The following is a 21407-nucleotide window of genomic DNA, read 5'->3' on the forward strand; positions in this document are numbered from 1 at the left end:
TCGATAGCTCAGTCGGTAGAGCAGAGGACTGAAAATCCTCGTGTCCCTGGTTCGATTCCTGGTCGAGCCACCAGGTATGGCGCTATAGCCAAGTGGTAAGGCAGAGGTCTGCAAAACCTTTATTCCCCGGTTCAAATCCGGGTGGCGCCTCCAAAAAAAATCCTACAAGTTATCTTGTAGGATTTTTTTACTTAAAGATAATTTCTTTTTGAATAAGTAAATTTTCATTAGATGAAAACTTGAATTTGCATCCTATTGGAAGAGTTATATTAGGATAGTCATGTCCTATTCTTAAACCATGAATGATAGGTATATTTAATGGGATAAGCTTTTCTTTTATTATATCTTCAAACTTAAGTTTATTATCTTTGCTAATACAGTTTGTAAAATATCCTATTATTATTCCAGATAATTTTTGAAGTTTTCCACAAGAAATTAGTTGAGATAACATTCTATCCACAGAATAAGGACTTTCATTCACATCTTCAACAAGTAAAATATTATTATTAAACTTTATTTCATAAGGAGTACCTATAGTAGAACAAATAATAGATAAATTTCCTCCAACTATAGTTCCACCGAAATCTTTCTTATTACAAACTATATAGTTATCATGGCAGATATCATTCAAATTATATATGACTTTATTATTATCATGATTTATTATATTAAGGAAGTATTTTCTAGTTATAATATCATTAAAGTCAGAAGTTATCATAGGTCCATGAAAAGTAGTGAATTTGCATTTACTGCTGATGTAGTTTAATAACAATGTTATATCACTATAACCAAAGAATGGTTTAGGGTTCTTTTTTATTAGTTTCAAATTTAAATAAGGAGCCATTCTAATAGAGCCATATCCACCTCTAAGACAAATTATAGCTTCTACTTCTTTATCTGCAAACATTTCATTTAAATCTTCAGCTCTATCTTTATCATTGCCAGCTAAATATCCATAATTATCATATAAATGTTTCCCTTTTTTTATTTTGAAACCTAGTGATTTAAAGAGAGTTATTTTTTTATCTATGAAATCTCTAGATTCTGGGGATGCAGGAGCAACTATTCCTATAGTTGCTGATGGTTTTAGACTATTAAGTTTATTTTTAAACAAAGAAATACACCCACTTTATAATATTTATATAATATATTATGAGAGTTATTTTATAATTATATGATTAATTTTTAATAAACTATATTATTTGAGATATTATAATTAAAGGATAAGTTTTGACATGATTTTAGATTAACTTAAAGAGAAAAATAGAATAATTAATTTATGGGGCTGTCTTTTCGACAGCTCCATCTTATGTGAACATATCTTTTTTATAAAGTAAGTAGGCAGCACCAAAGGTTAAAACTAATGTGATAATCATAGTAATTTCAAATCCGTATTCATTATTGATAAGAGGCATTCGGATAAAGTTCATTCCGAATATACCACCTATTACGGTAGGTATTGCCATTAAAATCGTAACAGAAGCAAGTACTTTCATCACTATATTTAGGTTATTAGAAATTACTGATGCAAAGAAATCCATAGTACTTGCAAGTATATTACTATAAATTTCTGTCATTTCTATAGCTTGTTTATTTTCTATAATAACATCTTCTAGCACATCTTGATCTTCTTCGTATTTTTGCATAATATCTAATTTTAGCATTTTTTCTAAGGTTATTTCGTTTGCCTTAAGTGATGTAGAAAAATAAACTAAAGATTTCTCTAAAGAATGAAGTTGAATTAGCTCCCTATTTTTCATAGATTTATGAAGTCTTTTTTCTATCATAAGACTCTTTTTATCTATTTGTCTTAAATACACTAAATAAGCATTAGATATTCTACTTAATATTTGTAATATAAATCTAGACTTTTTAAATGAATAAAATGATTTTATCTTTCCGTTTATAAAATCAGTTAAGATTCTACTATTTTTTAGGCATACAGTAATAAGTTGTTTTTCTGTATGAATTATAGCTAGAGGGTATGTATCATATGTTAATGAATTATCTTCCATTTCAGTAAATGGTATATCAACTATAACTAATAAGCAATTATCTTCAATATCTATACGAGAGGTTTCTTCATCATCTAATGGAGCCTTTAAGAAAGATAAAGGTACACCAGTTTTCTTTGATATTAGAATAAGTTCCTCATCTGATGGTGCTACTATATTAATCCAACATCCTGGTTCTAAATTATCAAGAATTTTTAGTGAAGGATTATTCTCATTAATACTTTTATAGATTTGTATCATAATTAAAACCCCCTTAAATAGAATTCATAGATAATTATACTATTTATAAGTGATTTTGTATCAAAATTTAAAATTTAATTTTTAATTTTATATATAAAAATATAAATGATTAAAGATATTCATATGAATATTGAAATTTAAATTTAGAATAAATAGTAGAAAGTTAATATAATGTACTATTTATGAAGGAAAATAGACTCTTTATAGAGCCTATTTTTTGTAAAATTCATTTTTAACTTCTGCAAGAAGATTTTCTTTTGAAATAATATCATAACCTGTAAAGGCTAAAGCTAATGCTGTTTTCATAGCTTCTTTAAAAGCATAATCAGTCATAGTAGCATTAGCAAAATCTTTCGTTCCATATTGTATGCTTTCATTATTTATTATTGAGAAAAATGGTTGAATTGATGGTACATTTTTACTTACAATTCCTAAACTTAAACCAGAGTAAATATCTCTAGGTCCATCTATATTAATAATACCTGTTTCTTTAAGGTTATGGCTAAATAACCTATTTAATGACCTATTAGTTATAAGTTCTTCATTTTCTGGTTCATATAAAGAAATAGAATTTTGTACTCTAATAAGTTTAGAAACATATATTGCTATTTCTCGTAATTTGCTTTCTACTATTCTTGCAACATCCATTTCTTTTGAACGTATATAAAACTTTGCTTCAGATTCTATAGGTAATAGTAAAGGCGTAAATCCTCCCTTAGATAATATTGAATTTACTTCTACATCTTTAGGAAATCCCTTTAATAATGAATTTAGTATATTAAATGTTAATAATACTCCATCTAATGATGTATATGCACCTTTGTTTAAAAAGCTAAGTCCATTATGTCCTAAGAATTTAATACTTAAGGGAATGATAGCAGAAGAACTTCCACTTTCTGAAGTAACAACATCAGGATGGGCAGTTAATACTATATCAATGCTATCAAAAACTCCTTGTTTAACCATAACTGATTTTGTTCCACCTAGGTATTCACCAGGACAACCGATTATAACTACAGAACCGCCAATTTTCTCAATTATAGAGCTTAATGCTAAGGCTGCTGCAACTGAAGTAGTTGTTAAGAGATTATGTCCAGTTATATGACCTTCATCTGGAATAGAATCATATTCACATAGAAAGCAAATTTTAGGATGATTATTTCCTTTATAGGCATAAAAAGAAGTTTTTAAATCTAAAAAGTTCTTCTCTATATTAAAATTATATTTTTCCAATAAGTCACAAATATAATTATATGAGTTAAACTCAGCATAGCTTTTCTCAGGATTATTATACAAAAATTTATTTAAGTTAAATAAGTCATCTTTATATTTTTCTATAAAATTAATCATTTCTTGTTTCATTTCTTTTTCCTCCCAAATTATCTTGCTTTTAATTTTCCCTTAAAGTCCAATAATTATTTATTAAATATGAGTTTTTAGAAAAAGTATAAAACTTACCAATATGGGTGAGAATTATTAATAAAAATTAGAAAGGATTGGTTTTATGAATTTAAATATTAAATCTATAGATTATGAAAAAAATAAATGTAGTGTCTGTGGTAAAAAAATATATGAAGATGATATAATTATAAACAGACGCTTACTATGCCATGAATGTAATGAAATAATTTCAAATATTGATCTAGATAATATTGAATATAATTTTTATAAGCAAAAAATTAAACAATGGCTTTTAAGCAAATATAATTTAATTGCATGAGGTAAATAAAATGAACAGAGGAAAATTTATAGCATTCGAAGGTGGAGATGGCTCGGGTAAAAGTACCATATTAGAAATGATATATGAATATCTAGTTAATAGTGGAATAAAATGTATAAAGACTAGAGAACCAGGTGGAATTAAAATTTCTGAGGATATAAGGAGTATAATATTAGATACTAAAAATACAGAAATGGATAGAAAAACAGAAGCTCTATTATATGCTGCTGCAAGAAGACAACACTTAGTAGAGAAAGTTATTCCAGAATTAAATAAGGGCACTATAGTTCTATGTGACAGATTCGTTTATTCTTCATTAGCATATCAAGGCTATGCTAGAGGAATAGATATTGAAGAAATATCTCAGATAAATAAGTTTGCTGTAGGAGAATATATGCCAGATTTAAATGTATTATTTGATGTTTCTCCAGAAGTAGGGTTAGCAAGAATAAATAAAAATAAAGATAGAGAGGTTAATAGACTTGATCTTGAAAAAATAGATTTTCATAAAAAGGTAATGGAAGGATATTACAAATTAGTAGAAGAAAATAATGATAAATTTGCAGTTATTAATGCAGAAAAATCAATAGATGAAGTTTTCGGTGAAGTCAAGGAAATAATTATAAATTTTATTAAATAAAATATAGTATAATATAAACTTTTTGATTAATTTATATATATTTTGTGATAAAATGTTAATAGGGGATAAATTTATGGAGGGATCAATATGAAATTAGTAATAGCTATGGTACAAGACGATGATGCATTAGATGTAGTAGATGCAATTACTGAAGCTGGGTTTAGAGTAACTAAATTAGCAACTACAGGAGGATTTTTAAAGTCTGGCAATACAACTTTAATTATAGGTGTAGAAGCTAATAAAGTTCAAAAAGTTATAGATGTAGTAGAAGAGGTTTGTAAAACTAGAAAACAAATCATTACTACTCCAACTACTATAACAGGAAATGTAGATATGTATATGTCATATCCAATTGAAGTTGAAGTTGGAGGAGCTACAATATTTGTAGTAGATGTAGATCAGTTCATTAAAATATAAGGTTGGAGGGTGTAATGGGACAATTTATTGGACATAAAAGTATAATAGATAGCTTTAAAAAAAGAGTAGATTTAGGAGAAATTTCCCATGCACACATAATTGTTGGAGAAGATGGTATTGGAAAAAGCAATTTAGCTAATAAATTAGCCAGAAATATATTAGGTAAATTTGAAGAGAAAGATTATATTGATATTATAAATTATAGATGTAAAAAGGCTTCTTTTGGAGTTGATGATATTAGGGATATTGTCGATGAAATAAATAAGAAGCCTTTTGAAGGAGATAAAAAGGTAATTATAATTTATGATGGAAATAAATTGACTGTTCAGGCACAGAATGCTCTTTTAAAGACTATAGAAGAGCCGCCAATGGGAGTTTATATAATTTTATTGTGTGAAAGTTTGGAGCTTATTTTAGATACTATAAAATCAAGATGCCAAATCTATAAACTAACTCCATTAACTAAGGATGATATAAGAGTTTATATAGATAGAATAAATGATTATAATTATAGTCAAGAAGAGATTAATGCGGCTATTGCTTATAGTGAGGGGATCCCTGGAAGGGCAGAAGCATTTTTAAGGGATTCTTCTTTAAAGGAACTAAGAAATACTTTAGTTGATTTATTATTTATTGTAACTAAAAGTAACTCTAAGGAGCTTTTAGATTTTGAAAATAAGATAATAGCCTTTAAGGATAAGAAAGAGGACATATTAAACATTTTAGCCTCCTTTATAAGAGATATTATAATTTATAAAGAAATTAGAGACGGTAATGGAATAATAAACGGGGATAAAATTGAAAGCATAAAAAAATTAGCTATGGAACTTTCCTATAAGAGACTCAACAATATTATTGATAAAATAGGAGAAGCTAGAAGATCATTACTAAGCAATTCCAATTTTCAATTGACAATTAGAGTAATGCTTATAGGTTTTATGGAGGTTTAATAATGATAAAAGTAATAGGCGTTAGATTTAAAAAGGCCGGTAAAATATATTATTTTGATCCAAGTGAATTAGATGTTAAGAAAGGTAACTTTGTTGTTGTTGAAACAGCAAGAGGAATAGAATTTGGGGAATGTGTAATAGGACCTAAAGAAATTCCAGAATCTGATATAGTTTCTCCATTAAAGAGCGTTATAAGAGTTGCAGGAGAAGCAGATATAAATAAACATAAGGATAATAAGGTAAAGGAGAAAGATGCCTTAGATATATGTTTAAAGAAGATTGAAGAACATGGATTAAATATGAAACTAATAGATGTAGAATATACATTTGATAATAATAAAGTAATATTTTACTTTACTGCAGATGGAAGAGTTGATTTTAGAGAATTAGTTAAAGATCTTGCAACTATATTTAAGACTAGAATTGAGCTTAGACAAATAGGTGTTAGAGACGAGGCTAAGATGCTTGGGGGGTTAGGACCTTGCGGTAGAACTTTATGTTGTTCTACTTTCCTTGGAGATTTTGCATCTGTATCTATAAAAATGGCTAAGGAGCAAAACTTATCACTAAATCCAACTAAGATATCTGGTATTTGTGGAAGACTTATGTGTTGCCTAAATTATGAGCAAAGTACTTATGAAGATATAAGAAAGAGATTGCCTAAAGTCGGGTCTATAGTAAATATAGGCGATGCTAAAGGAGAAGTTATTAGTAACAATACAGTAAAAGAAAGTGTAAAGGTTAAGTATAGAAGAGGCGATGAAGAAATAGTCGAAGACTTTAACATCGATGATATTGAATTGATTGAGGGTGGATATGAAGATTCAGTAGATGAATCCGAAATTAAGCTTGAAATAGAATCACCAGAAGATAAAAAATTAATAAAAGACCTTATAAAAGATAATTAAAGGAGGGGAGTATATGAAGACGGTATTAAACATTTCAAATCTTAATACAAATGAGGATGTTATCAGTGTTAAAGATGTTATAGCGCATAATGAAGGTGTGATAGCTTGTGAAGTTAACTTATCTAAAAAGGAAGTTAATGTTGTTTATGACGATAAAGCTGTAGATCTTGAAAAAATAGTAGCATCAGTTGAAGAATTAGGATATAGTGTAAAATAAAAATATATAAAATCAATATTTTTTTTAGAAACCTTTAAAATTTTGTACCTATGTGATAAAATAGTCAGTGAAATAAATTCATAATATTAGGAGGTGCTTATTATGGCATTCAAAATAGAAGATTCATGTATCAATTGTGGCGCTTGCGCTGCAGAATGTCCAGTTAATGCTATAAGCCAAGGAGATACTCAATTCGTTATCGATGAAGACACTTGCATAGATTGTGGAAACTGTGCAAATGTTTGTCCAGTAGGAGCTCCAGTACAAGCATAATTTTTTACATAAAGAACCGCTATTATAGCGGTTCTTTATTGTTTTTCCTTAATAAAATAACTGTTGGTTTATTATTAAATGATAAATCCTTAGAGTAAATAGTATTAGAATCATAGGAAGATATGTTTTTATATGAAGATAAAAATTTCAAAGGCCCATCTAAATAGAAGTCTTCAGAGGACGTTTTAAAACACATAGGAATAATATATTTAGGTTTTAAAATAGAAGCAAGTTTAGCAGCAGAACCTCCGTCTAAACAAAAATGTCCACCTACAGGAATAAATAAGAAATCTAAATCAGAGAGTTTATTAATTAACTCATTATCTAAAATATGACCCAATAGACCAAGATGACAAATCTTAAATCCATCAATTTCTATTAGATAAATTATATTTTTTCCTCTCTTAAATCCTGAAAAATTATCTCGAAAGCTATTAAATCCTTGAATATTAAAATAAGTATTACTATATGTAGTGGCTGAATTAATTATTTTATAACTATTATTTATATATTCATTAACAATTTCATTACTATGAAAGTGACTAAAAGTAATTATATCTGCTTTTAAATCATATTTTTGTATATAGGGATATATTTGTATTGGATCTAGAAGAATTTTTTTACCTAAGCAATTTTTTATTAAAAAGCTTGTATGATCGATCCACTTAATTTCCATATTTATCACCTCTTTTATAGTTTAGACAAATGGAATAACATCATTCCTCTAAATGAAAAAATATTAGCAAATTGGACATATTAAGACTTATAATATATAATAAAAGTCAAAGAAGGTCAATTTAAAATTTAAGTTTAAGAAGGTGAATATATGGCAAGAATTTCAGATACAATAGAAAATTTTATAAAAGAATTGTTAAATGAAGAAAGAGAAAGACAAGTTTTAATTCAAAGAAATGAATTAGCAGATAAATTTTCCTGCGCACCATCACAAATAAATTACGTATTAACTACAAGATTTACTCACGAAAAGGGATATATTATAGAAAGTAGGAGAGGTGGTGGAGGTTGTATAGTTATTAGAAAGATAACATACGATGACAAGGCTGAGAGATTAAATGTAATCAATAATTCAATAGGTGAAAGTATAACCTATGGGAATGCTTTATCTATTTTAGATCATTTAAAAGATACTAAATCAATTACCAATAAGGAGTATGAAATTATAAAGATATCTTTAAATGATAGAACCTTAGCATCTGTGGAAGATAAAAATAAATTAAGGGCAGATATGCTTAAGGGAATTCTAGCTGTTGTATTATCTTAAAGTATGTTATATATCTAGGGTTTGTCTGTAAATTGTAATTTAGCAATAGGGTATGGAGGTATTTATGGTTTTTAGTAAATTTACAGAAAGAGCACAATTAGTACTTGTAGAGGCTCAAAAAGAATCACAGTATTTTAAACATGGGTATATAGGAACAGAGCATATTTTATTGGGTATATTAAAAGAAGGTGGTTTTGCTAATAGGGTTTTGTATATTAGTGGTGTTACAATAGATAAGTCTAGAAAGCTTATAGAAGAATATTTAGGATTTGGTGATATAGAAATATCACTAGGGGAGATGATATTAAATCCTAGAACGAAGAGAGTTTTCGATGATAGCTTAGCTAAAGCAATGATGTACAATCATGATTGTATAAATCCAGAGCATATACTACTTGCTATATTAGATGATGTTGAAAGTGTAGCATATAATATAATTTTAAGTTTAAAGATAGATTTAAAATTAATAAAAAATGAATTGATAAGTTATCTTAAGAAGAATGATTTAAAGGATGTTAAATCTATAGAAGATAAGAATAAAAAAAATTTAGTTAAAACACCAATGCTAAATCAGTATGGAAGAAACCTAACTAATTTTGCTAGAGAAGGTAAGCTAGACCCCGTAATAGGAAGAGAATCTGAAAATAAGAGAGTCCTAGAAATACTATGTAGAAGAGGGAAAAATAATCCGTGCTTAATAGGTGAACCAGGAGTCGGAAAAACTGCTGTTGTAGAAGGATTAGCTCAAATGATAATTGAAGGAAGAGTTCCAGATATATTAAAGGATAAGTCCATAATAGCTTTAGATTTAACTGCTATGATAGCAGGAGCTAAGTACAGAGGTGAATTTGAAGATAGATTAAAAAAAGTGATGGATGAAATTATAAATTCCAAAGATGTAATTATATTTATAGATGAACTTCATACAATTGTTGGAGCTGGTGGTGCTGAAGGTGCAATAGATGCATCCAATATTTTAAAACCTTCCTTAGCTAGGGGAGAAATAAAGTGTATAGGAGCAACAACTATAGATGAATATAGAAAATATATAGAGAAAGATTCTGCATTGGAAAGAAGGTTTCAACCTGTTATGGTGGAAGAACCATCAAGAGAAGCTACTCTTGAAATTTTAAAAGGAATTAGAGAAAAATATGAAATTCATCACATGGTTAAGATAGAAGATGAAGCTTTAGAGGCAGCTGTGGAATTATCAGATAGATATATTAGTGATAGATTTATGCCAGATAAAGCAATTGATCTAATAGATGAAGCTTCAGCAAAAGTAAGAATAGATAATCTAACTTCACCTCCTGAAATAGGTAATTTACAGAAAAGTTTAGAAGAAATATCAAGAGATAAGGAAGTAGCAATTAAAAGTCAAAGATTCGAAAGAGCATCTTATCTAAGAGATGAAGAAAGAGAAATTAAAGAGAAGCTTGGGGTATTAAAAGTTAATTATAATATTGGCGAGCTTTTCAATGTAGTAAATAGAGAACAAGTTGCAAAAGTAGTTTCAACTTGGGCTAAAATTCCATTAGAAAAATTAACAGAAGAAGAGTCTGAAAGATTATTAAAACTTGAAGATGTTCTTCAGGAAAGAGTTATAGGACAGAGAGATGCTGTTACAGCAGTTGCAAAGGCTGTAAGAAGAGCTAGAGTTGGACTTAAGGATCCAAATAGGCCTATAGGTGCGTTTATTTTTTGTGGTCCAACAGGAGTGGGTAAAACAGAACTTTCAAATACATTGGCAGAAGTAATGTTTGGAGATAAAAAAAATTTGATTAGAATAGATATGTCTGAGTATATGGAGAAACATTCTGTATCTAGACTTATTGGTGCCCCTCCAGGGTATGTAGGATATGAGGAAGGCGGTCAGTTAACTGAAGCAGTTAGGAGAAGTCCTTATGCTGTTATTCTCTTAGATGAAATAGAAAAGGCGCATCCAGATGTTTTTAATATACTTCTACAAATTATGGAGGACGGAAAGTTAACTGACAGTAAGGGAAGAAGTGTTAATTTTAAGAACACAATTATTATAATGACATCTAATGTTGGAGCTCATGAGATTAAAAAGCAAAGTACAGTTGGGTTTTTAAATCAAAGTGCTATTGAAGATAATGAATATGAAAAAATGAAAAAAAATATAATGGAAGAAGTAAAAAAGCAGTTTAAACCAGAATTTTTGAATAGGGTAGATGATATTATTGTTTTCCGTAAATTAATGGATAAGGATATATTAAAGATTGTTAATTTAATGTTGAATAGTACCATAGATAAGCTAAGGGAAAGGAAGATAACAATAAATCTAAATGATGATAGTAAAAAGTTTTTAGTTAATAAAGGAGTAGATATTAACTATGGAGCAAGACCTCTAAGAAGAATAATTGCTAAAGAGTTAGAAGATAAGTTAAGTGAAGAAATGCTAAAGGGTTGTATCAAGGGTGGAGATAACTTAGAAGTTTATTGTGATGGTGAGGAACTTTATTTTAAGCATATATCATAATATAAAGGAAGATTTTCTTTGGGGAAATCTTCCTTTTATTATTTTAATAAATTTTAAGCAATGAATTAATACTATAAAAAAGGGGGGGGAAATAGAATTAATAAAAATTATTAATTAAAAGTAGTTGCATTTTAAAATATAGAAGCATATAATTAAATTAAAGAATATACCCCTAGGGGGTAGGAGGAGAAAAATATGAGTAAGGAAATAAAACATAAAGAACTTATAATAATTGGTGGTGGACCTGCTGGTTTAACTGCTGCAATATACGGAACAAGAGCAAAGCTGGATATGCTTTTATTAGAAGATCAAATATTAGGTGGTCAAGTAAGAAATAGTTATACTATTGAAAATTATCCAGGTTTTAAACAAGTTTCAGGTGCAGAGCTTGCAGATTTAATGCAACAACAGGCTGAAGAACTTGGTGCTGAAATTGATGAGTTTGATATGGTTGAAAGAGTTGATTTTAGTGGAGATGAAAAAATAATTGAAACTAATAATTATATATATAAAACTGACACAGTTATTATAGCAACAGGGGCTATTCCTAGAAAGTTGCCTATCGCAAATGAAGAAAAATTCTCAGGAAAGGGAATACATTATTGTGCAGTATGTGATGGTGCGATGTACGAAGGAAAGGTAATAGGAGTAGTTGGCGGAGGTAACTCTGCATTAGAAGAAGCTTTATTTTTAACTAGATTCGCTACTAAGGTATATATGATAAGAAGATTTGATTACTTTAAAGGTGAAAAAGCAACTATCGAAGAAGTGATGAACCATCCAAAGATAGAAGTTCTATTTAATGAGGATTTAGTTGATGTTGAAGGTGATGACTTTGTACAAAGAGCTATAATAAAGAATACTAAGGATGGTACAGAAAAAGTAATGGAAATGGATGCTATATTTGGATTCATAGGAACTGAACCGAAAACAGCATATTTTAAAGATTATATAGATTTAACACCAGCTGGTTATATAAAGAGTGATGAAAGTATGAAAACTAGTGTTGATGGAGTTTTTGCAGCTGGGGATGTTAGAGAAAAAGAATATAGGCAAATAACAACAGCAGTTGCAGATGGAACAATAGCAGCTTTACAAGCAGAAAAATTTGTAGTCGATAAGAAGAGAAGAAAGTAATAATCGTAGTAAGGAGAGATAAAATGATTAAAATTTATTCAACATCATGGTGCCCATCTTGTATCAAAGCAAAGAGATTTTTTGATATTAAGGGATGGGAGTATAAAGAAATAAATGTAGCTGATAAACATGAAGATAGAGAAGAGGTATTTAAAGTTTCAGGACAAAGAACAGTACCTGTTATTGATATTGATGGAGAAATTATAGTTGGATTTGATAAAAATAAAATAGAATTAGCAAAGAAATAAGAGGGGGCATAAAATGTTTACTTGTATAAAAGGAGAAAAGTTAACTTTTAAGAATTTAGTGAATGGTAATTGGATAACTAGTAATAGTAACAAATTTATTGATATATATTCACCAGTAGGAAATTGCCTAGTGGGTAAGGTTCCAGCAATGACTAAGGAAGAAGTAGACTTTGTAATTAAATGTGCAGATGAGGCACAAAAATCTTGGAAGAATATTCCTGTAAATGAAAGAGCAGAAATATTATATAAAGCTGCAGATTTACTAGTAGAAAAAGCAGATGAAATGTCTGATATAATGATGAGGGAGATTGGAAAAGACAAGAAGTCATCTGAATCAGAAATATTAAGATCAGCAGATTATATTAGATTTACAGCCGATACAGCAAAAAATTTATCTGGTGAAAGTATTCCAGGGGATAGCTTCCCAGGATTTAAGAAAAATAAAATATCTTTAGTAACTAGAGAGCCGTTAGGAGTAGTATTAGCTATATCACCTTTTAACTACCCAATTAACCTTGCATCTTCAAAAATTGCTCCAGCATTAATTGCTGGTAACACAGTAGTGTTAAAACCAGCAACTCAAGGAAGTCTTTGTGGATTATATTTAGCAAAGATATTTGAGCAAGCTGGAGTGCCAGTAGGTGTACTAAACACTATTACTGGAAGAGGTAGTGAAATAGGAGATTATATTGTAACACATCCTGAAATTGATTTTATAAACTTTACTGGAAGTACAGAAGTTGGTACTAGAATTTCTAAAATAACAAGCATGGTACCATTACTAATGGAACTTGGTGGTAAGGATGCAGCTATAGTATTAGAAGATGCAGATTTAGATTTAGCAGCATCTAATATAGTTTCAGGAGCATACTCTTATTCAGGACAAAGATGTACAGCTGTTAAGAGAATATTAGTAGTTGATGCAATTGCAGACCAATTAGTTGAAAAAGTTAAAGAAAAGGTAGAAAAGCTAAAGGTCGGTAATCCTGTAGATGGAGCAGAAGTAGTTCCATTAATAGATAATAAGGCTGCTGATTTTGTTTGGGAATTAATTGATGATGCTAGAGAAAAAGGTGCTCATTTATTAGTTGGTGGAAATAGAGAAGAAAACTTAATTTATCCAACATTATTTGATTATGTAACAACAGATATGAGATTAGCTTGGGAAGAACCATTTGGACCTGTTCTACCTATAATTAGAGTTAAAGATAAGGATGAAGCCATAGAAATTGCTAATAAGTCCGAATATGGTCTACAATCATCAGTATTTACAGAAAATATTAATGAAGCTTTCTATGTAGCTGATAGACTAGAGGTTGGTACAGTTCAAGTTAATAATAAAACTGAAAGAGGACCAGATCATTTCCCATTCTTGGGAGTTAAGGCTTCAGGAATAGGAACTCAAGGAATAAAATATTCAATAGAAGCAATGTCAAGACCAAAAGCTACAGTAATTAATATAAGAAGATAATTATATAACAAGTTATATAACAAAAGGAGTAGTTCCGAAGAACTACTCCTTTTGTTATATTAATATATGATAAAGGTCAAAATATTAATATATATTTAGTGAAACATTTTATGTTTTAAGATTAAATATTTAATGCTTTATCTATAGCATTTTTATCAAAACCAACGATAACTGTTCCATTTATATCTAAAACAGGGACTCCCATTTGTTTTGATTTGCTAACCATTTCTTCTCTAGCAGTCATATCTTCTTGTACATTAAATTCTTCAAATTCAACATTAGCTGATTTCAAATAATTTTTTGCTTTTACGCACCATGGACAAGTATTTGTACTATAAACTTTAACCATTTTAAAGCCTCCTTTTTATTATCAATAGATAATAAATATTATTTAATATAAAGTTTACACCATTTTACCACTAAATTCAACATTTATATTACAATTTATAAAAAATAAAGAATGTGGTATTATATCAATGGGAAATATAAGTATAAACTATTTAATAACATTATTGTTTTCTAAGTTAGAGTTAAGAATAATATTATCTAAAGAACTATCAGTATAATTTGAGAATAAGTCTTCAGATAGAACTTTACTTTTATATTCTCGTACAATATTTTTTGATTGCATATTTGAAAAATAATTTCTACTAACCATAAAATCACTCCTTCTCGGGTTATAGTATTATTTTTTGCAAAATAGTAATTTTTATAACATTAAAATAAATTAAGTAACTGGTCTAGACATCTATAACAATTTTTTATATAATATTTATAGGAGGATTAACAATGATAGATAAGAGTAGTCCGATTCCGGTTTATTATCAGCTAAAAAATGATTTAACATCTAAGATTTCTGAAGGTGTATGGAAGCCGGGGGAATGCATAGCAAGTGAAAGAGAGCTATGTGAAATATATGGAGTTAGTAGGATGACCATAAGACAGGCTATTGGAGAGCTAGTTCAGGAGGGAGTACTACTAAGAATTAAAGGAAAAGGAACTTTTGTATGTGAGCAAACTTTCAAACAAAAAGATATGATGAGCTTTACTGAAATAATAAAGCAAATGGGGAAAAACTTAAGATCTGAAGTAATTGAATTTGATAAAATTCCTACCCCAGAAGATTTTATAGATATTTTTTGTTTGGATGAAGTTTATAAAATAACTAGAAAGCGTATAGTTGATGATGAGTGTGTTGCACTAGAAAAAGTTTATATACCAGTAGATTATTGTGGATATATAGATGAAGAAATGCTAAAAGGGTCTCTATTCAAAATATTGGAGGATTATGGGTATATAATAGATAATTCCCAATCATCAATTATGTCAGTCATTATGGATGATGAACTTAAAGACACATTTAAGGTTAGCAGTCAGGTTCCTATGCTAAAGATTATTAGTAAGACTTATGATTTAAATAATAAACTTATTTTTATAGAAGAAGCTATATATAGATCTGATAAATTTATTTTGCAAGTAAATATATCGAGAAGAGAGGGGAAAATGCGATGAAGGTAATTGTTACGAAGAACTATGAAGAATTAAGTAAAGTAGCTGCTAATGAAATGGCTGAGGTTGTTAAAAATAACCCTAAAGCTATATTAGGATTAGCAACTGGTGGCTCACCAATAGGTATGTATAAAGAATTAATAAAAATGAACAAAGAGGGAGAAATTGATTTTTCAAATGTTACCACAGTAAATCTTGACGAATATGTTGGTTTAAGTGGAGATCATCCTCAAAGTTATAGATACTTCATGAATGATAATTTATTTAACCACATTAATATAGATAAGAAAAATACTTATGTTCCAAATGGTTTAGCAAAAGATGTAGAAGAAGAATGTAAAAATTATGATTCTAAGATAGCTCAATTAGGTGGTACAGATGTTCAATTATTGGGAATAGGAAATAATGGACATATAGCATTTAATGAACCTGATAATGCTTTAGTATCAGGAACTCACTTAACTAACTTAACTGAAGATACAATTAAAGCAAATGCAAGATTTTTTGATTCAATTGATGAGGTTCCAAAGACTGCTTTAACTATGGGGCTTGGTGGAATAATGAAATCTAAAAGGATTATAGTTATAGCAAGTGGTGAATCAAAGGCAAAAGCTGTTAAATCAATGGTAAATGGAAAGATAAGCACAAATATGCCAGCATCTATGTTACAAATGCATAGAGATGTTGTAGTAATAATTGATGAAGCAGCAGCAAAATTATTATAGAATTTAGATATAATGTTATAAAAGAGTTGTAATAATATGATTATTACAACTCTTTTATATTTTTTAGAAAATTATATTTTATATCATTGGTTTTTATAATTTTCTTATGATATAGTATTTATAGAAATTTATATGAAATAAACAAGATTGGTAGGTAAATTTTATGGCTAAGATTAAATCCATGTTTGTTTGTCAAGAATGTGGATATGAGTCTCCTAAATGGTTAGGGAAATGTCCAGATTGTAATAAATGGAATACATTAGTAGAAGAAATAAAAGAAACACAAAAAGAAGTAAAATCTAAGGTTAATAATATTAGAGTATTAGAAAATATGCCAAAGAGCATAAGGGATATAAAGTCAGGTGAAAAGGAAAGATATAATACTGGATTAAAAGAGCTTAATAGAGTATTAGGTGGAGGATTAGTCAGAGGTTCGTTAACTTTAATATCAGGAGATCCTGGTATTGGTAAATCTACATTACTTCTTCAAACAGCATATTCTATATCAAAAAATTATGGTAAGGTGTTATATGTTTCGGGAGAGGAATCAGAGGAGCAAATTAAAATTAGAGGAGATAGGCTAGGAGTTGATGCAGATCAACTGTATATATTATCTGAAACTAATCTAGATTTAATAGAAGCATATATTAATGAGTTAAAGCCTATATTTGTAATTATAGATTCTATTCAAACTGTTTATAAGGAGTCTATAACATCAGCTCCAGGAAGTGTATCTCAAGTTAAGGAATGTTCTAATGCTATAATGAGAATAGGAAAGAGTCAAAACATTCCATTGTTTATAGTAGCACATGTTACTAAACAAGGAGAACTAGCAGGTCCTAGGGTTCTTGAACATATGGTAGATACTGTATTATACTTTGAAGGTGAACGTACTGAAGAGTTTAGGGTTCTTAGAACAATGAAAAATCGTTTTGGTACTACTAGTGAAATAGGAGTATTTGAAATGGCAGAGGAAGGATTAAAGGAAATATACGATCCCTCAAGGATATTCCTAGAAGATACGAATTTTAATCAAGAAGGTTCTGCTGTAATAGGGGTTATGGAAGGTACTAGACCTATATTAGTTGAGATGCAAGCTTTAGTCAGTGAAAGCAATACACATTTAGCTAGTAGAACAGCTGTAGGTATAGATAATCAAAGATTAAGACTTATTTTAGCAGTTTTAGAAAAAAAACTAAGAGTACCATTTTATAAATATGATGTTTATGTTAATGTAGTTGGCGGTCTTACTTTAGATGGAACTACAGGTGACTTAGGATTAGCTTTGGCACTATTATCAAGTGTAAAAAATACAGGATTAAAACTTGAGAGAACAGTGATAGTAGGAGAAGTTGGATTAACAGGAGAAATTAGACCAGTTGCTTCTTGTGAAAGATTAATTAAAGAGGCCGAAAAGATGGGATTTAAAAATGCTATAATTCCAGAAAGAAATAAGGATAAGGCAAATAGTAGTACTATTAATATAACAGGTGTAAGCAATTTAAGAGAGGCAATTAATAAGATATTCTAATAGATTGGGTGAGTGTATGTATGAGGATAAAAGATGATGAAGAAATAAAAAGTATATTAAAGCTTATGAGTCCAGGAACAGCTTTGAGAGAAGGATTAGAAAACATACTAAGGGCCAAAACTGGTGGATTATTAGTAATTGGTGATGGCGAAGAAGTTATGAAAATAGTTGATGGAGGATTTAATATTAACTCCGAATATTCTCCAGCATATGTTTATGAATTAGCAAAGATGGATGGGGCAATAGTATTAAGTAGCGACTTAAAAAAAATAATTTATGCAAATACACAACTAGTACCAGATTATACTCTTACAACATATGAAACTGGTACTAGGCATAGAACGGCAAATAGAGTTGCAAAACAAACTGGAAATGTAGTTATAGCTATTTCTCAGAGAAGAAACATAATTACAGTCTATAAGGGTGACTTAAAATATGTTCTTCAAGAAAGTAGTATTATTCTTGCAAGAGCAAATCAAGCAATACAAACATTAGAAAAATATGTAAATGTACTTGATAGAGTGATAAATAATTTGAATTTATTAGAGTTTCAAGACTTAACTACTATATTTGATGTAGTTACAGCTATTCAAAGAACAGAAATGGTAATGAGAATAGTAGAGGAAATAAAAAGATATATAGTAGAGCTTGGTAATGAAGGAAGATTGATTTCAATGCAACTTAGCGAGCTAATAAGATTTATTGAAAGAGATGGAATATTATTAATAAGAGATTATTGTAAGGAAGATATGGATTATAATGAGATATATAATGAAATACAAAGACTTACATCGGAAGAATTAGTAGATCTAGATTTAATTGCTAAGTTATTAGGATATTCAGGAATGCCATTAACTGATACATTAATTTCTCCAAAGGGTTTTAGAATATTATTTAAAGTTCCAAGAATACCAGTATCGGTAATAGAAAATTTAGTAAGACATTTTAAAGAGCTTAAGTATGTAATTAAAGCTGATACTTCAGAATTAGATCGTGTAGATGGAATAGGAGAAGCTAGAGCAAAGGCCATTAGAAGTGGCTTGAAGAGGATAAAAGAACAAATATACTTAAAAAATGAGATTTAGTAATAAGATGTATAAAAGCAAAAAAAATAGATAATAATAGAAAAGCAGGGGTTATCCTGCTTTAAAACTATCTAAGGGTGAATTTCCCTAAGATATTAATTTTATTTTCTTCTTTTAGAAATATGTCATATAAATTCAAATCTAAGCAATTACATAAAGAAGTAAGATAAAATATACTATTTCCGATTTCATTTTCTATAACTTCACGACAATTATTACAAAGTTCTCCTTCTATATGAGTACTTAAAGAAGGTGGTGAATTGTTAGTGTCAATAAAAGTATCTTGTTTTGTTGCAGATATTTTTATACAGCCACAATTAGTCACTGCTTTAGCAAGAGCTCTATTGACTCTAGCGTTTGCTTCGCTTAATTTTGTCATTAAATCTAAAATACTTCTATGATGTAGCAAAGATTCATTAACATCATTCTGAAAACTATCAAATATTATATCTTTCATATACATCAACTCCTTGAAAGTTATGGCTGTTGTTTATGGTGTTATAGTGTTGAAAAGAAAATAGTAATTAACTTAAACCTATAATAAATTAAATGTTTGAATTTTTATAGGGGGTATTATTAAATTAATAAGATTTTAATAATTATTAATATTAGCAAATACCTTTATATGGTATAATTAAATAGTATATTATAGATAATAGGAGGTGAAAATATGTTAAAAAAGATTATAAGAGTTATATTTACCATAATAGGTTTAATAAGCGGATACATTGTTAGTGGATTCTTATTAAATATAATACTTATAAGTGGAAATTCTTTTTTATCTAAACCAATTGGAATTATATCTTTTCGTATCGTTATAACTTTATTATTTGGACTTATTCTTTATAGTGTTTCACCACGTATTTATGACTCTATTGTTAAAGCTATTGAATATATAGAAAAAAACATTCAAAAACTTACAGCAACTGAAATTATTTACGGGGGATTTGGAGCATTAATATCATTAATACTAACATCTTTGATAGGATTACCTTTAAATAGTATAGATTTATTTGGTCTAGGACCGATACTTTTTGTTTTATTAAACTTAATATTTGCAATAATAGTTGCTAATATTTTTATAGAAAAAAGGGATGATATTTCAAATGTCCTTTTAAATCTAAGAAAAAATAGTATTAAGGATAAAAAATCAAAGGTTAGTACTAAGAGTAGTCCTAAGGTATTGGATACATCAGTTATAATAGATGGAAGAATTTTTGATATATGCCAAACAGGTTTTGTTGAAGGACCATTAGTTATACCAAATTTTGTTTTAGATGAGTTAAGACATATATCAGATTCAGCTGATTCTCTAAAAAGAAACAGAGGAAGACGAGGACTAGATATATTAAATAAAATTCAAAAGGAATTAGATATAGAGACGCAAATTTGGGAAGGTGACTTTCCGGAAATTCAAGAAGTAGATAGTAAATTATTGAAGCTTGCTCAAACATTAAAGGGTAAGGTAATAACTAATGATTTCAATCTTAACAAAGTTGCTGAATTCCAAGGGGTTCCAGTACTTAATATTAATGAATTAGCAAATGCTATTAAGCCTGTAGTTCTTCCGGGGGAAGAGATGAAAGTAGTAGTGGTTAAAGATGGGAAAGAGGCTACTCAAGGTATTGGATATTTAGATGACGGAACTATGATAGTTGTAGAAGGCGGAAGAAAGTACATGGGTGAGCAAATAGTAGTTATAGTTACCTCTGTATTACAAACTGCTGCAGGTAGAATGATATTTGCAAAACCAAAAGATGAATAGTAGGTGTTTATATGATTAGTGCTATAATTTTAGCCGGTGGAAAAGGAAAGAGAATGGGTGCTAAAGTTAGTAAGCAGTATATAGAAGTTAAGGGTAAACCTATTTTATATTATACATTAGAGAAATTTGCTGCTTGCAAGGATATTGATAAAATTGTTTTAGTATTACCAAAAGATGAAATAGAATATTGTACTAAGGAAATATTAAATAAGTATTCTTTAAAAGTAGATATTATAGTAGAAGGTGGAAAAGAGAGACAAGATTCAGTATTTAACGCATTAAATAAACTAGAGGATGATGAAATAGTATTAATCCATGATGGAGCTAGACCTTTTGTTTCTGAAAGAATAATAAAGGATGGAATAAAATATGCAAAGCTTTATGGATCAGCAGCTCCTGGTGTTACACCTAAAGATACTATTAAGATTAAGGATAAAAATAATTTTTCTATTTCTACTCCAGATAGAAATGAGTTAGTGGCTATTCAAACGCCACAAGTATTTAAGCTTGATATCATAAAGAAATGTCATAAAAAAGTAAAAGAAGATAAACTAACGGTTACAGATGATACTATGGTAGTTGAGAACTATAATAATAAGGTCTATTTGTTTGAAGGTGATTATACTAATATTAAGGTAACCACTCCAGAAGATTTAATATTAGCTGAGAAACTTGTTTAATCAATATTCTAAGTATATTGACATTAGTTTAGTTAGAATATATAATAAATTAAGCTAAAATTAAATAGATATAAAGCAGTGAAGAAGAATA

The 21407-nt window shown here is 28.8% G+C and carries 25 protein-coding genes and 1 tRNA gene; 19 read left to right on the plus strand and 7 right to left on the minus strand.

Features of this window, described 5'->3' with window-relative positions; all coding sequences use genetic code 11:
• Positions 1–78 precede the first annotated feature (78 nt).
• A tRNA-Cys gene (locus ACQPVP_RS10295) sits at positions 79–153 on the plus strand.
• Between the two features lie 34 nt (positions 154–187).
• Here ACQPVP_RS10295 and ACQPVP_RS10300 read toward each other — a convergent pair.
• From ACQPVP_RS10300 to ACQPVP_RS10310, 3 genes are all read right to left on the minus strand, one after another.
• Positions 188–1114 carry a S66 peptidase family protein gene (locus ACQPVP_RS10300; RefSeq protein WP_430849695.1) on the minus strand — a complete coding sequence of 309 codons (927 nt, stop codon included), beginning with the start codon at positions 1112–1114 and terminating at the stop codon, positions 188–190.
• A gap of 193 nt (positions 1115–1307) precedes the next feature.
• Positions 1308–2255 carry a magnesium transporter CorA family protein gene (locus ACQPVP_RS10305; protein WP_430849697.1) on the minus strand — a complete coding sequence of 316 codons (948 nt, stop codon included), beginning with the start codon at positions 2253–2255 and terminating at the stop codon, positions 1308–1310.
• A 210-nt stretch (positions 2256–2465) separates the two neighbouring features.
• Entirely contained in the window at positions 2466–3617 is a 1152-nt protein-coding gene (locus ACQPVP_RS10310) for a M20 family peptidase (protein ID WP_430849699.1), read from the minus strand.
• 142 nt (positions 3618–3759) lie between these two features.
• Here ACQPVP_RS10310 and ACQPVP_RS10315 point away from each other — a divergent pair, with 142 nt between their 5' ends.
• From ACQPVP_RS10315 to ACQPVP_RS10345, 7 genes are all read left to right on the plus strand, one after another.
• Positions 3760–3975: a sigma factor G inhibitor Gin gene (locus ACQPVP_RS10315; protein WP_430849701.1), complete on the plus strand. Its 216-nt coding sequence runs from the start codon at positions 3760–3762 to the stop codon at positions 3973–3975.
• 10 nt (positions 3976–3985) lie between these two features.
• The gene (gene tmk / locus ACQPVP_RS10320) at positions 3986–4615 is read left to right on the plus strand and encodes a dTMP kinase (protein WP_430849703.1); all 630 of its coding nucleotides are present in this window, start codon (positions 3986–3988) and stop codon (positions 4613–4615) included.
• Between the two features lie 87 nt (positions 4616–4702).
• A complete protein-coding gene (locus ACQPVP_RS10325; protein WP_430849705.1) occupies positions 4703–5032 on the plus strand; it encodes a cyclic-di-AMP receptor in 330 nt (109 codons plus the stop codon).
• A 14-nt stretch (positions 5033–5046) separates the two neighbouring features.
• Positions 5047–5982 carry a DNA polymerase III subunit delta' gene (locus ACQPVP_RS10330; RefSeq protein WP_430849707.1) on the plus strand — a complete coding sequence of 312 codons (936 nt, stop codon included), beginning with the start codon at positions 5047–5049 and terminating at the stop codon, positions 5980–5982.
• 2 nt (positions 5983–5984) lie between these two features.
• The gene (locus tag ACQPVP_RS10335) at positions 5985–6890 is read left to right on the plus strand and encodes a PSP1 domain-containing protein (protein ID WP_430849709.1); all 906 of its coding nucleotides are present in this window, start codon (positions 5985–5987) and stop codon (positions 6888–6890) included.
• A gap of 13 nt (positions 6891–6903) precedes the next feature.
• Positions 6904–7107, plus strand: coding sequence for a heavy-metal-associated domain-containing protein (locus tag ACQPVP_RS10340; RefSeq protein WP_430843051.1), 204 nt, complete (start codon positions 6904–6906; stop codon positions 7105–7107).
• 102 nt (positions 7108–7209) lie between these two features.
• On the plus strand, positions 7210–7380 hold the full coding sequence (locus tag ACQPVP_RS10345) for a DUF362 domain-containing protein (RefSeq protein WP_066889771.1): 171 nt from the start codon (positions 7210–7212) through the stop codon (positions 7378–7380).
• Positions 7381–7402: 22 nt separating this feature from the next.
• Here ACQPVP_RS10345 and ACQPVP_RS10350 read toward each other — a convergent pair whose 3' ends face one another.
• On the minus strand, positions 7403–8056 hold the full coding sequence (locus tag ACQPVP_RS10350; protein WP_430849711.1) for an MBL fold metallo-hydrolase: 654 nt from the start codon (positions 8054–8056) through the stop codon (positions 7403–7405).
• Positions 8057–8206: 150 nt separating this feature from the next.
• Here ACQPVP_RS10350 and ACQPVP_RS10355 point away from each other — a divergent pair, with 150 nt between their 5' ends.
• From ACQPVP_RS10355 to ACQPVP_RS10375, 5 genes are all read left to right on the plus strand, one after another.
• Entirely contained in the window at positions 8207–8662 is a 456-nt protein-coding gene (locus ACQPVP_RS10355; RefSeq protein ID WP_430849713.1) for a CtsR family transcriptional regulator, read from the plus strand.
• Positions 8663–8726: 64 nt separating this feature from the next.
• A complete protein-coding gene (locus ACQPVP_RS10360) occupies positions 8727–11165 on the plus strand; it encodes an ATP-dependent Clp protease ATP-binding subunit (RefSeq protein ID WP_430849715.1) in 2439 nt (812 codons plus the stop codon).
• Positions 11166–11360: 195 nt separating this feature from the next.
• Complete coding sequence (gene trxB / locus ACQPVP_RS10365; RefSeq protein ID WP_430849717.1) at positions 11361–12302, plus strand: thioredoxin-disulfide reductase; 942 nt, start codon at positions 11361–11363, stop codon at positions 12300–12302.
• Between the two features lie 23 nt (positions 12303–12325).
• Positions 12326–12550, plus strand: coding sequence for a glutaredoxin family protein (locus tag ACQPVP_RS10370; RefSeq protein WP_430849719.1), 225 nt, complete (start codon positions 12326–12328; stop codon positions 12548–12550).
• Positions 12551–12563: 13 nt separating this feature from the next.
• Positions 12564–14021 carry an NADP-dependent glyceraldehyde-3-phosphate dehydrogenase gene (locus tag ACQPVP_RS10375; protein ID WP_430849726.1) on the plus strand — a complete coding sequence of 486 codons (1458 nt, stop codon included), beginning with the start codon at positions 12564–12566 and terminating at the stop codon, positions 14019–14021.
• A gap of 121 nt (positions 14022–14142) precedes the next feature.
• Here the strand turns inward: ACQPVP_RS10375 and ACQPVP_RS10380 are convergent, their stop codons facing one another.
• Both ACQPVP_RS10380 and ACQPVP_RS10385 read right to left on the minus strand, forming a co-directional pair.
• Positions 14143–14370, minus strand: a complete 228-nt coding sequence (locus ACQPVP_RS10380) for a glutaredoxin family protein (protein ID WP_430843039.1) — start codon at positions 14368–14370, stop codon at positions 14143–14145.
• A 147-nt stretch (positions 14371–14517) separates the two neighbouring features.
• Positions 14518–14679: a hypothetical protein gene (locus ACQPVP_RS10385; RefSeq protein WP_430849728.1), complete on the minus strand. Its 162-nt coding sequence runs from the start codon at positions 14677–14679 to the stop codon at positions 14518–14520.
• A 131-nt stretch (positions 14680–14810) separates the two neighbouring features.
• Here ACQPVP_RS10385 and ACQPVP_RS10390 point away from each other — a divergent pair, with 131 nt between their 5' ends.
• From ACQPVP_RS10390 to disA, 4 genes are all read left to right on the plus strand, one after another.
• Positions 14811–15533: a GntR family transcriptional regulator gene (locus ACQPVP_RS10390; protein ID WP_430849730.1), complete on the plus strand. Its 723-nt coding sequence runs from the start codon at positions 14811–14813 to the stop codon at positions 15531–15533.
• On the plus strand, positions 15530–16255 hold the full coding sequence (gene nagB / locus ACQPVP_RS10395; RefSeq protein WP_430849732.1) for a glucosamine-6-phosphate deaminase: 726 nt from the start codon (positions 15530–15532) through the stop codon (positions 16253–16255). Before ACQPVP_RS10390 ends, nagB begins: the two co-directional genes overlap by 4 nt.
• Positions 16256–16418: 163 nt before the next feature.
• Positions 16419–17786: a DNA repair protein RadA gene (gene radA, locus ACQPVP_RS10400; protein ID WP_430849734.1), complete on the plus strand. Its 1368-nt coding sequence runs from the start codon at positions 16419–16421 to the stop codon at positions 17784–17786.
• Between the two features lie 20 nt (positions 17787–17806).
• Positions 17807–18871 (plus strand): DNA integrity scanning diadenylate cyclase DisA, encoded by a 1065-nt coding sequence (gene disA, locus ACQPVP_RS10405; RefSeq protein WP_430843029.1) that lies wholly within the window; start codon positions 17807–17809, stop codon positions 18869–18871.
• A 67-nt stretch (positions 18872–18938) separates the two neighbouring features.
• Here the strand turns inward: disA and ACQPVP_RS10410 are convergent, their stop codons facing one another.
• On the minus strand, positions 18939–19328 hold the full coding sequence (locus ACQPVP_RS10410; protein WP_430849736.1) for a DUF1573 domain-containing protein: 390 nt from the start codon (positions 19326–19328) through the stop codon (positions 18939–18941).
• Positions 19329–19541: 213 nt separating this feature from the next.
• On the opposite strand from ACQPVP_RS10410, the gene ACQPVP_RS10415 reads away from it, so the two are divergent.
• Together ACQPVP_RS10415 and ispD are read left to right on the plus strand one after the other, a co-directional pair.
• A complete protein-coding gene (locus tag ACQPVP_RS10415) occupies positions 19542–20636 on the plus strand; it encodes a PIN/TRAM domain-containing protein (protein ID WP_430849738.1) in 1095 nt (364 codons plus the stop codon).
• Between the two features lie 11 nt (positions 20637–20647).
• Positions 20648–21316: a 2-C-methyl-D-erythritol 4-phosphate cytidylyltransferase gene (gene ispD / locus ACQPVP_RS10420; RefSeq protein ID WP_430849740.1), complete on the plus strand. Its 669-nt coding sequence runs from the start codon at positions 20648–20650 to the stop codon at positions 21314–21316.
• Positions 21317–21407 lie beyond the last annotated feature (91 nt).

The organism is Clostridium nigeriense (assembly GCF_050585265.1).
In the GTDB taxonomy this organism is placed as follows: domain Bacteria; phylum Bacillota; class Clostridia; order Clostridiales; family Clostridiaceae; genus Clostridium; species Clostridium nigeriense_B.

Coding starts and splice junctions, on each gene's coding strand:
- ACQPVP_RS10330 (WP_430849707.1), top strand. CDS start 5,047: ATGGGACAATTTATTGGACATAAAAGTATAATAGATAGCTTTAAAAAA.
- radA (WP_430849734.1), top strand. CDS start 16,419: ATGGCTAAGATTAAATCCATGTTTGTTTGTCAAGAATGTGGATATGAG.
- ACQPVP_RS10410 (WP_430849736.1), bottom strand. CDS start 19,328: ATGAAAGATATAATATTTGATAGTTTTCAGAATGATGTTAATGAATCT.
- tmk (WP_430849703.1), top strand. CDS start 3,986: ATGAACAGAGGAAAATTTATAGCATTCGAAGGTGGAGATGGCTCGGGT.
- ispD (WP_430849740.1), top strand. CDS start 20,648: ATGATTAGTGCTATAATTTTAGCCGGTGGAAAAGGAAAGAGAATGGGT.
- ACQPVP_RS10355 (WP_430849713.1), top strand. CDS start 8,207: ATGGCAAGAATTTCAGATACAATAGAAAATTTTATAAAAGAATTGTTA.
- ACQPVP_RS10335 (WP_430849709.1), top strand. CDS start 5,985: ATGATAAAAGTAATAGGCGTTAGATTTAAAAAGGCCGGTAAAATATAT.
- ACQPVP_RS10385 (WP_430849728.1), bottom strand. CDS start 14,679: ATGGTTAGTAGAAATTATTTTTCAAATATGCAATCAAAAAATATTGTA.
- ACQPVP_RS10315 (WP_430849701.1), top strand. CDS start 3,760: ATGAATTTAAATATTAAATCTATAGATTATGAAAAAAATAAATGTAGT.
- nagB (WP_430849732.1), top strand. CDS start 15,530: ATGAAGGTAATTGTTACGAAGAACTATGAAGAATTAAGTAAAGTAGCT.
- ACQPVP_RS10350 (WP_430849711.1), bottom strand. CDS start 8,056: ATGGAAATTAAGTGGATCGATCATACAAGCTTTTTAATAAAAAATTGC.
- ACQPVP_RS10310 (WP_430849699.1), bottom strand. CDS start 3,617: ATGAAACAAGAAATGATTAATTTTATAGAAAAATATAAAGATGACTTA.
- ACQPVP_RS10375 (WP_430849726.1), top strand. CDS start 12,564: ATGTTTACTTGTATAAAAGGAGAAAAGTTAACTTTTAAGAATTTAGTG.
- ACQPVP_RS10340 (WP_430843051.1), top strand. CDS start 6,904: ATGAAGACGGTATTAAACATTTCAAATCTTAATACAAATGAGGATGTT.
- ACQPVP_RS10390 (WP_430849730.1), top strand. CDS start 14,811: ATGATAGATAAGAGTAGTCCGATTCCGGTTTATTATCAGCTAAAAAAT.
- ACQPVP_RS10360 (WP_430849715.1), top strand. CDS start 8,727: ATGGTTTTTAGTAAATTTACAGAAAGAGCACAATTAGTACTTGTAGAG.
- ACQPVP_RS10345 (WP_066889771.1), top strand. CDS start 7,210: ATGGCATTCAAAATAGAAGATTCATGTATCAATTGTGGCGCTTGCGCT.
- ACQPVP_RS10380 (WP_430843039.1), bottom strand. CDS start 14,370: ATGGTTAAAGTTTATAGTACAAATACTTGTCCATGGTGCGTAAAAGCA.
- disA (WP_430843029.1), top strand. CDS start 17,807: ATGAGGATAAAAGATGATGAAGAAATAAAAAGTATATTAAAGCTTATG.
- ACQPVP_RS10325 (WP_430849705.1), top strand. CDS start 4,703: ATGAAATTAGTAATAGCTATGGTACAAGACGATGATGCATTAGATGTA.
- ACQPVP_RS10305 (WP_430849697.1), bottom strand. CDS start 2,255: ATGATACAAATCTATAAAAGTATTAATGAGAATAATCCTTCACTAAAA.
- ACQPVP_RS10415 (WP_430849738.1), top strand. CDS start 19,542: ATGTTAAAAAAGATTATAAGAGTTATATTTACCATAATAGGTTTAATA.
- trxB (WP_430849717.1), top strand. CDS start 11,361: ATGAGTAAGGAAATAAAACATAAAGAACTTATAATAATTGGTGGTGGA.
- ACQPVP_RS10370 (WP_430849719.1), top strand. CDS start 12,326: ATGATTAAAATTTATTCAACATCATGGTGCCCATCTTGTATCAAAGCA.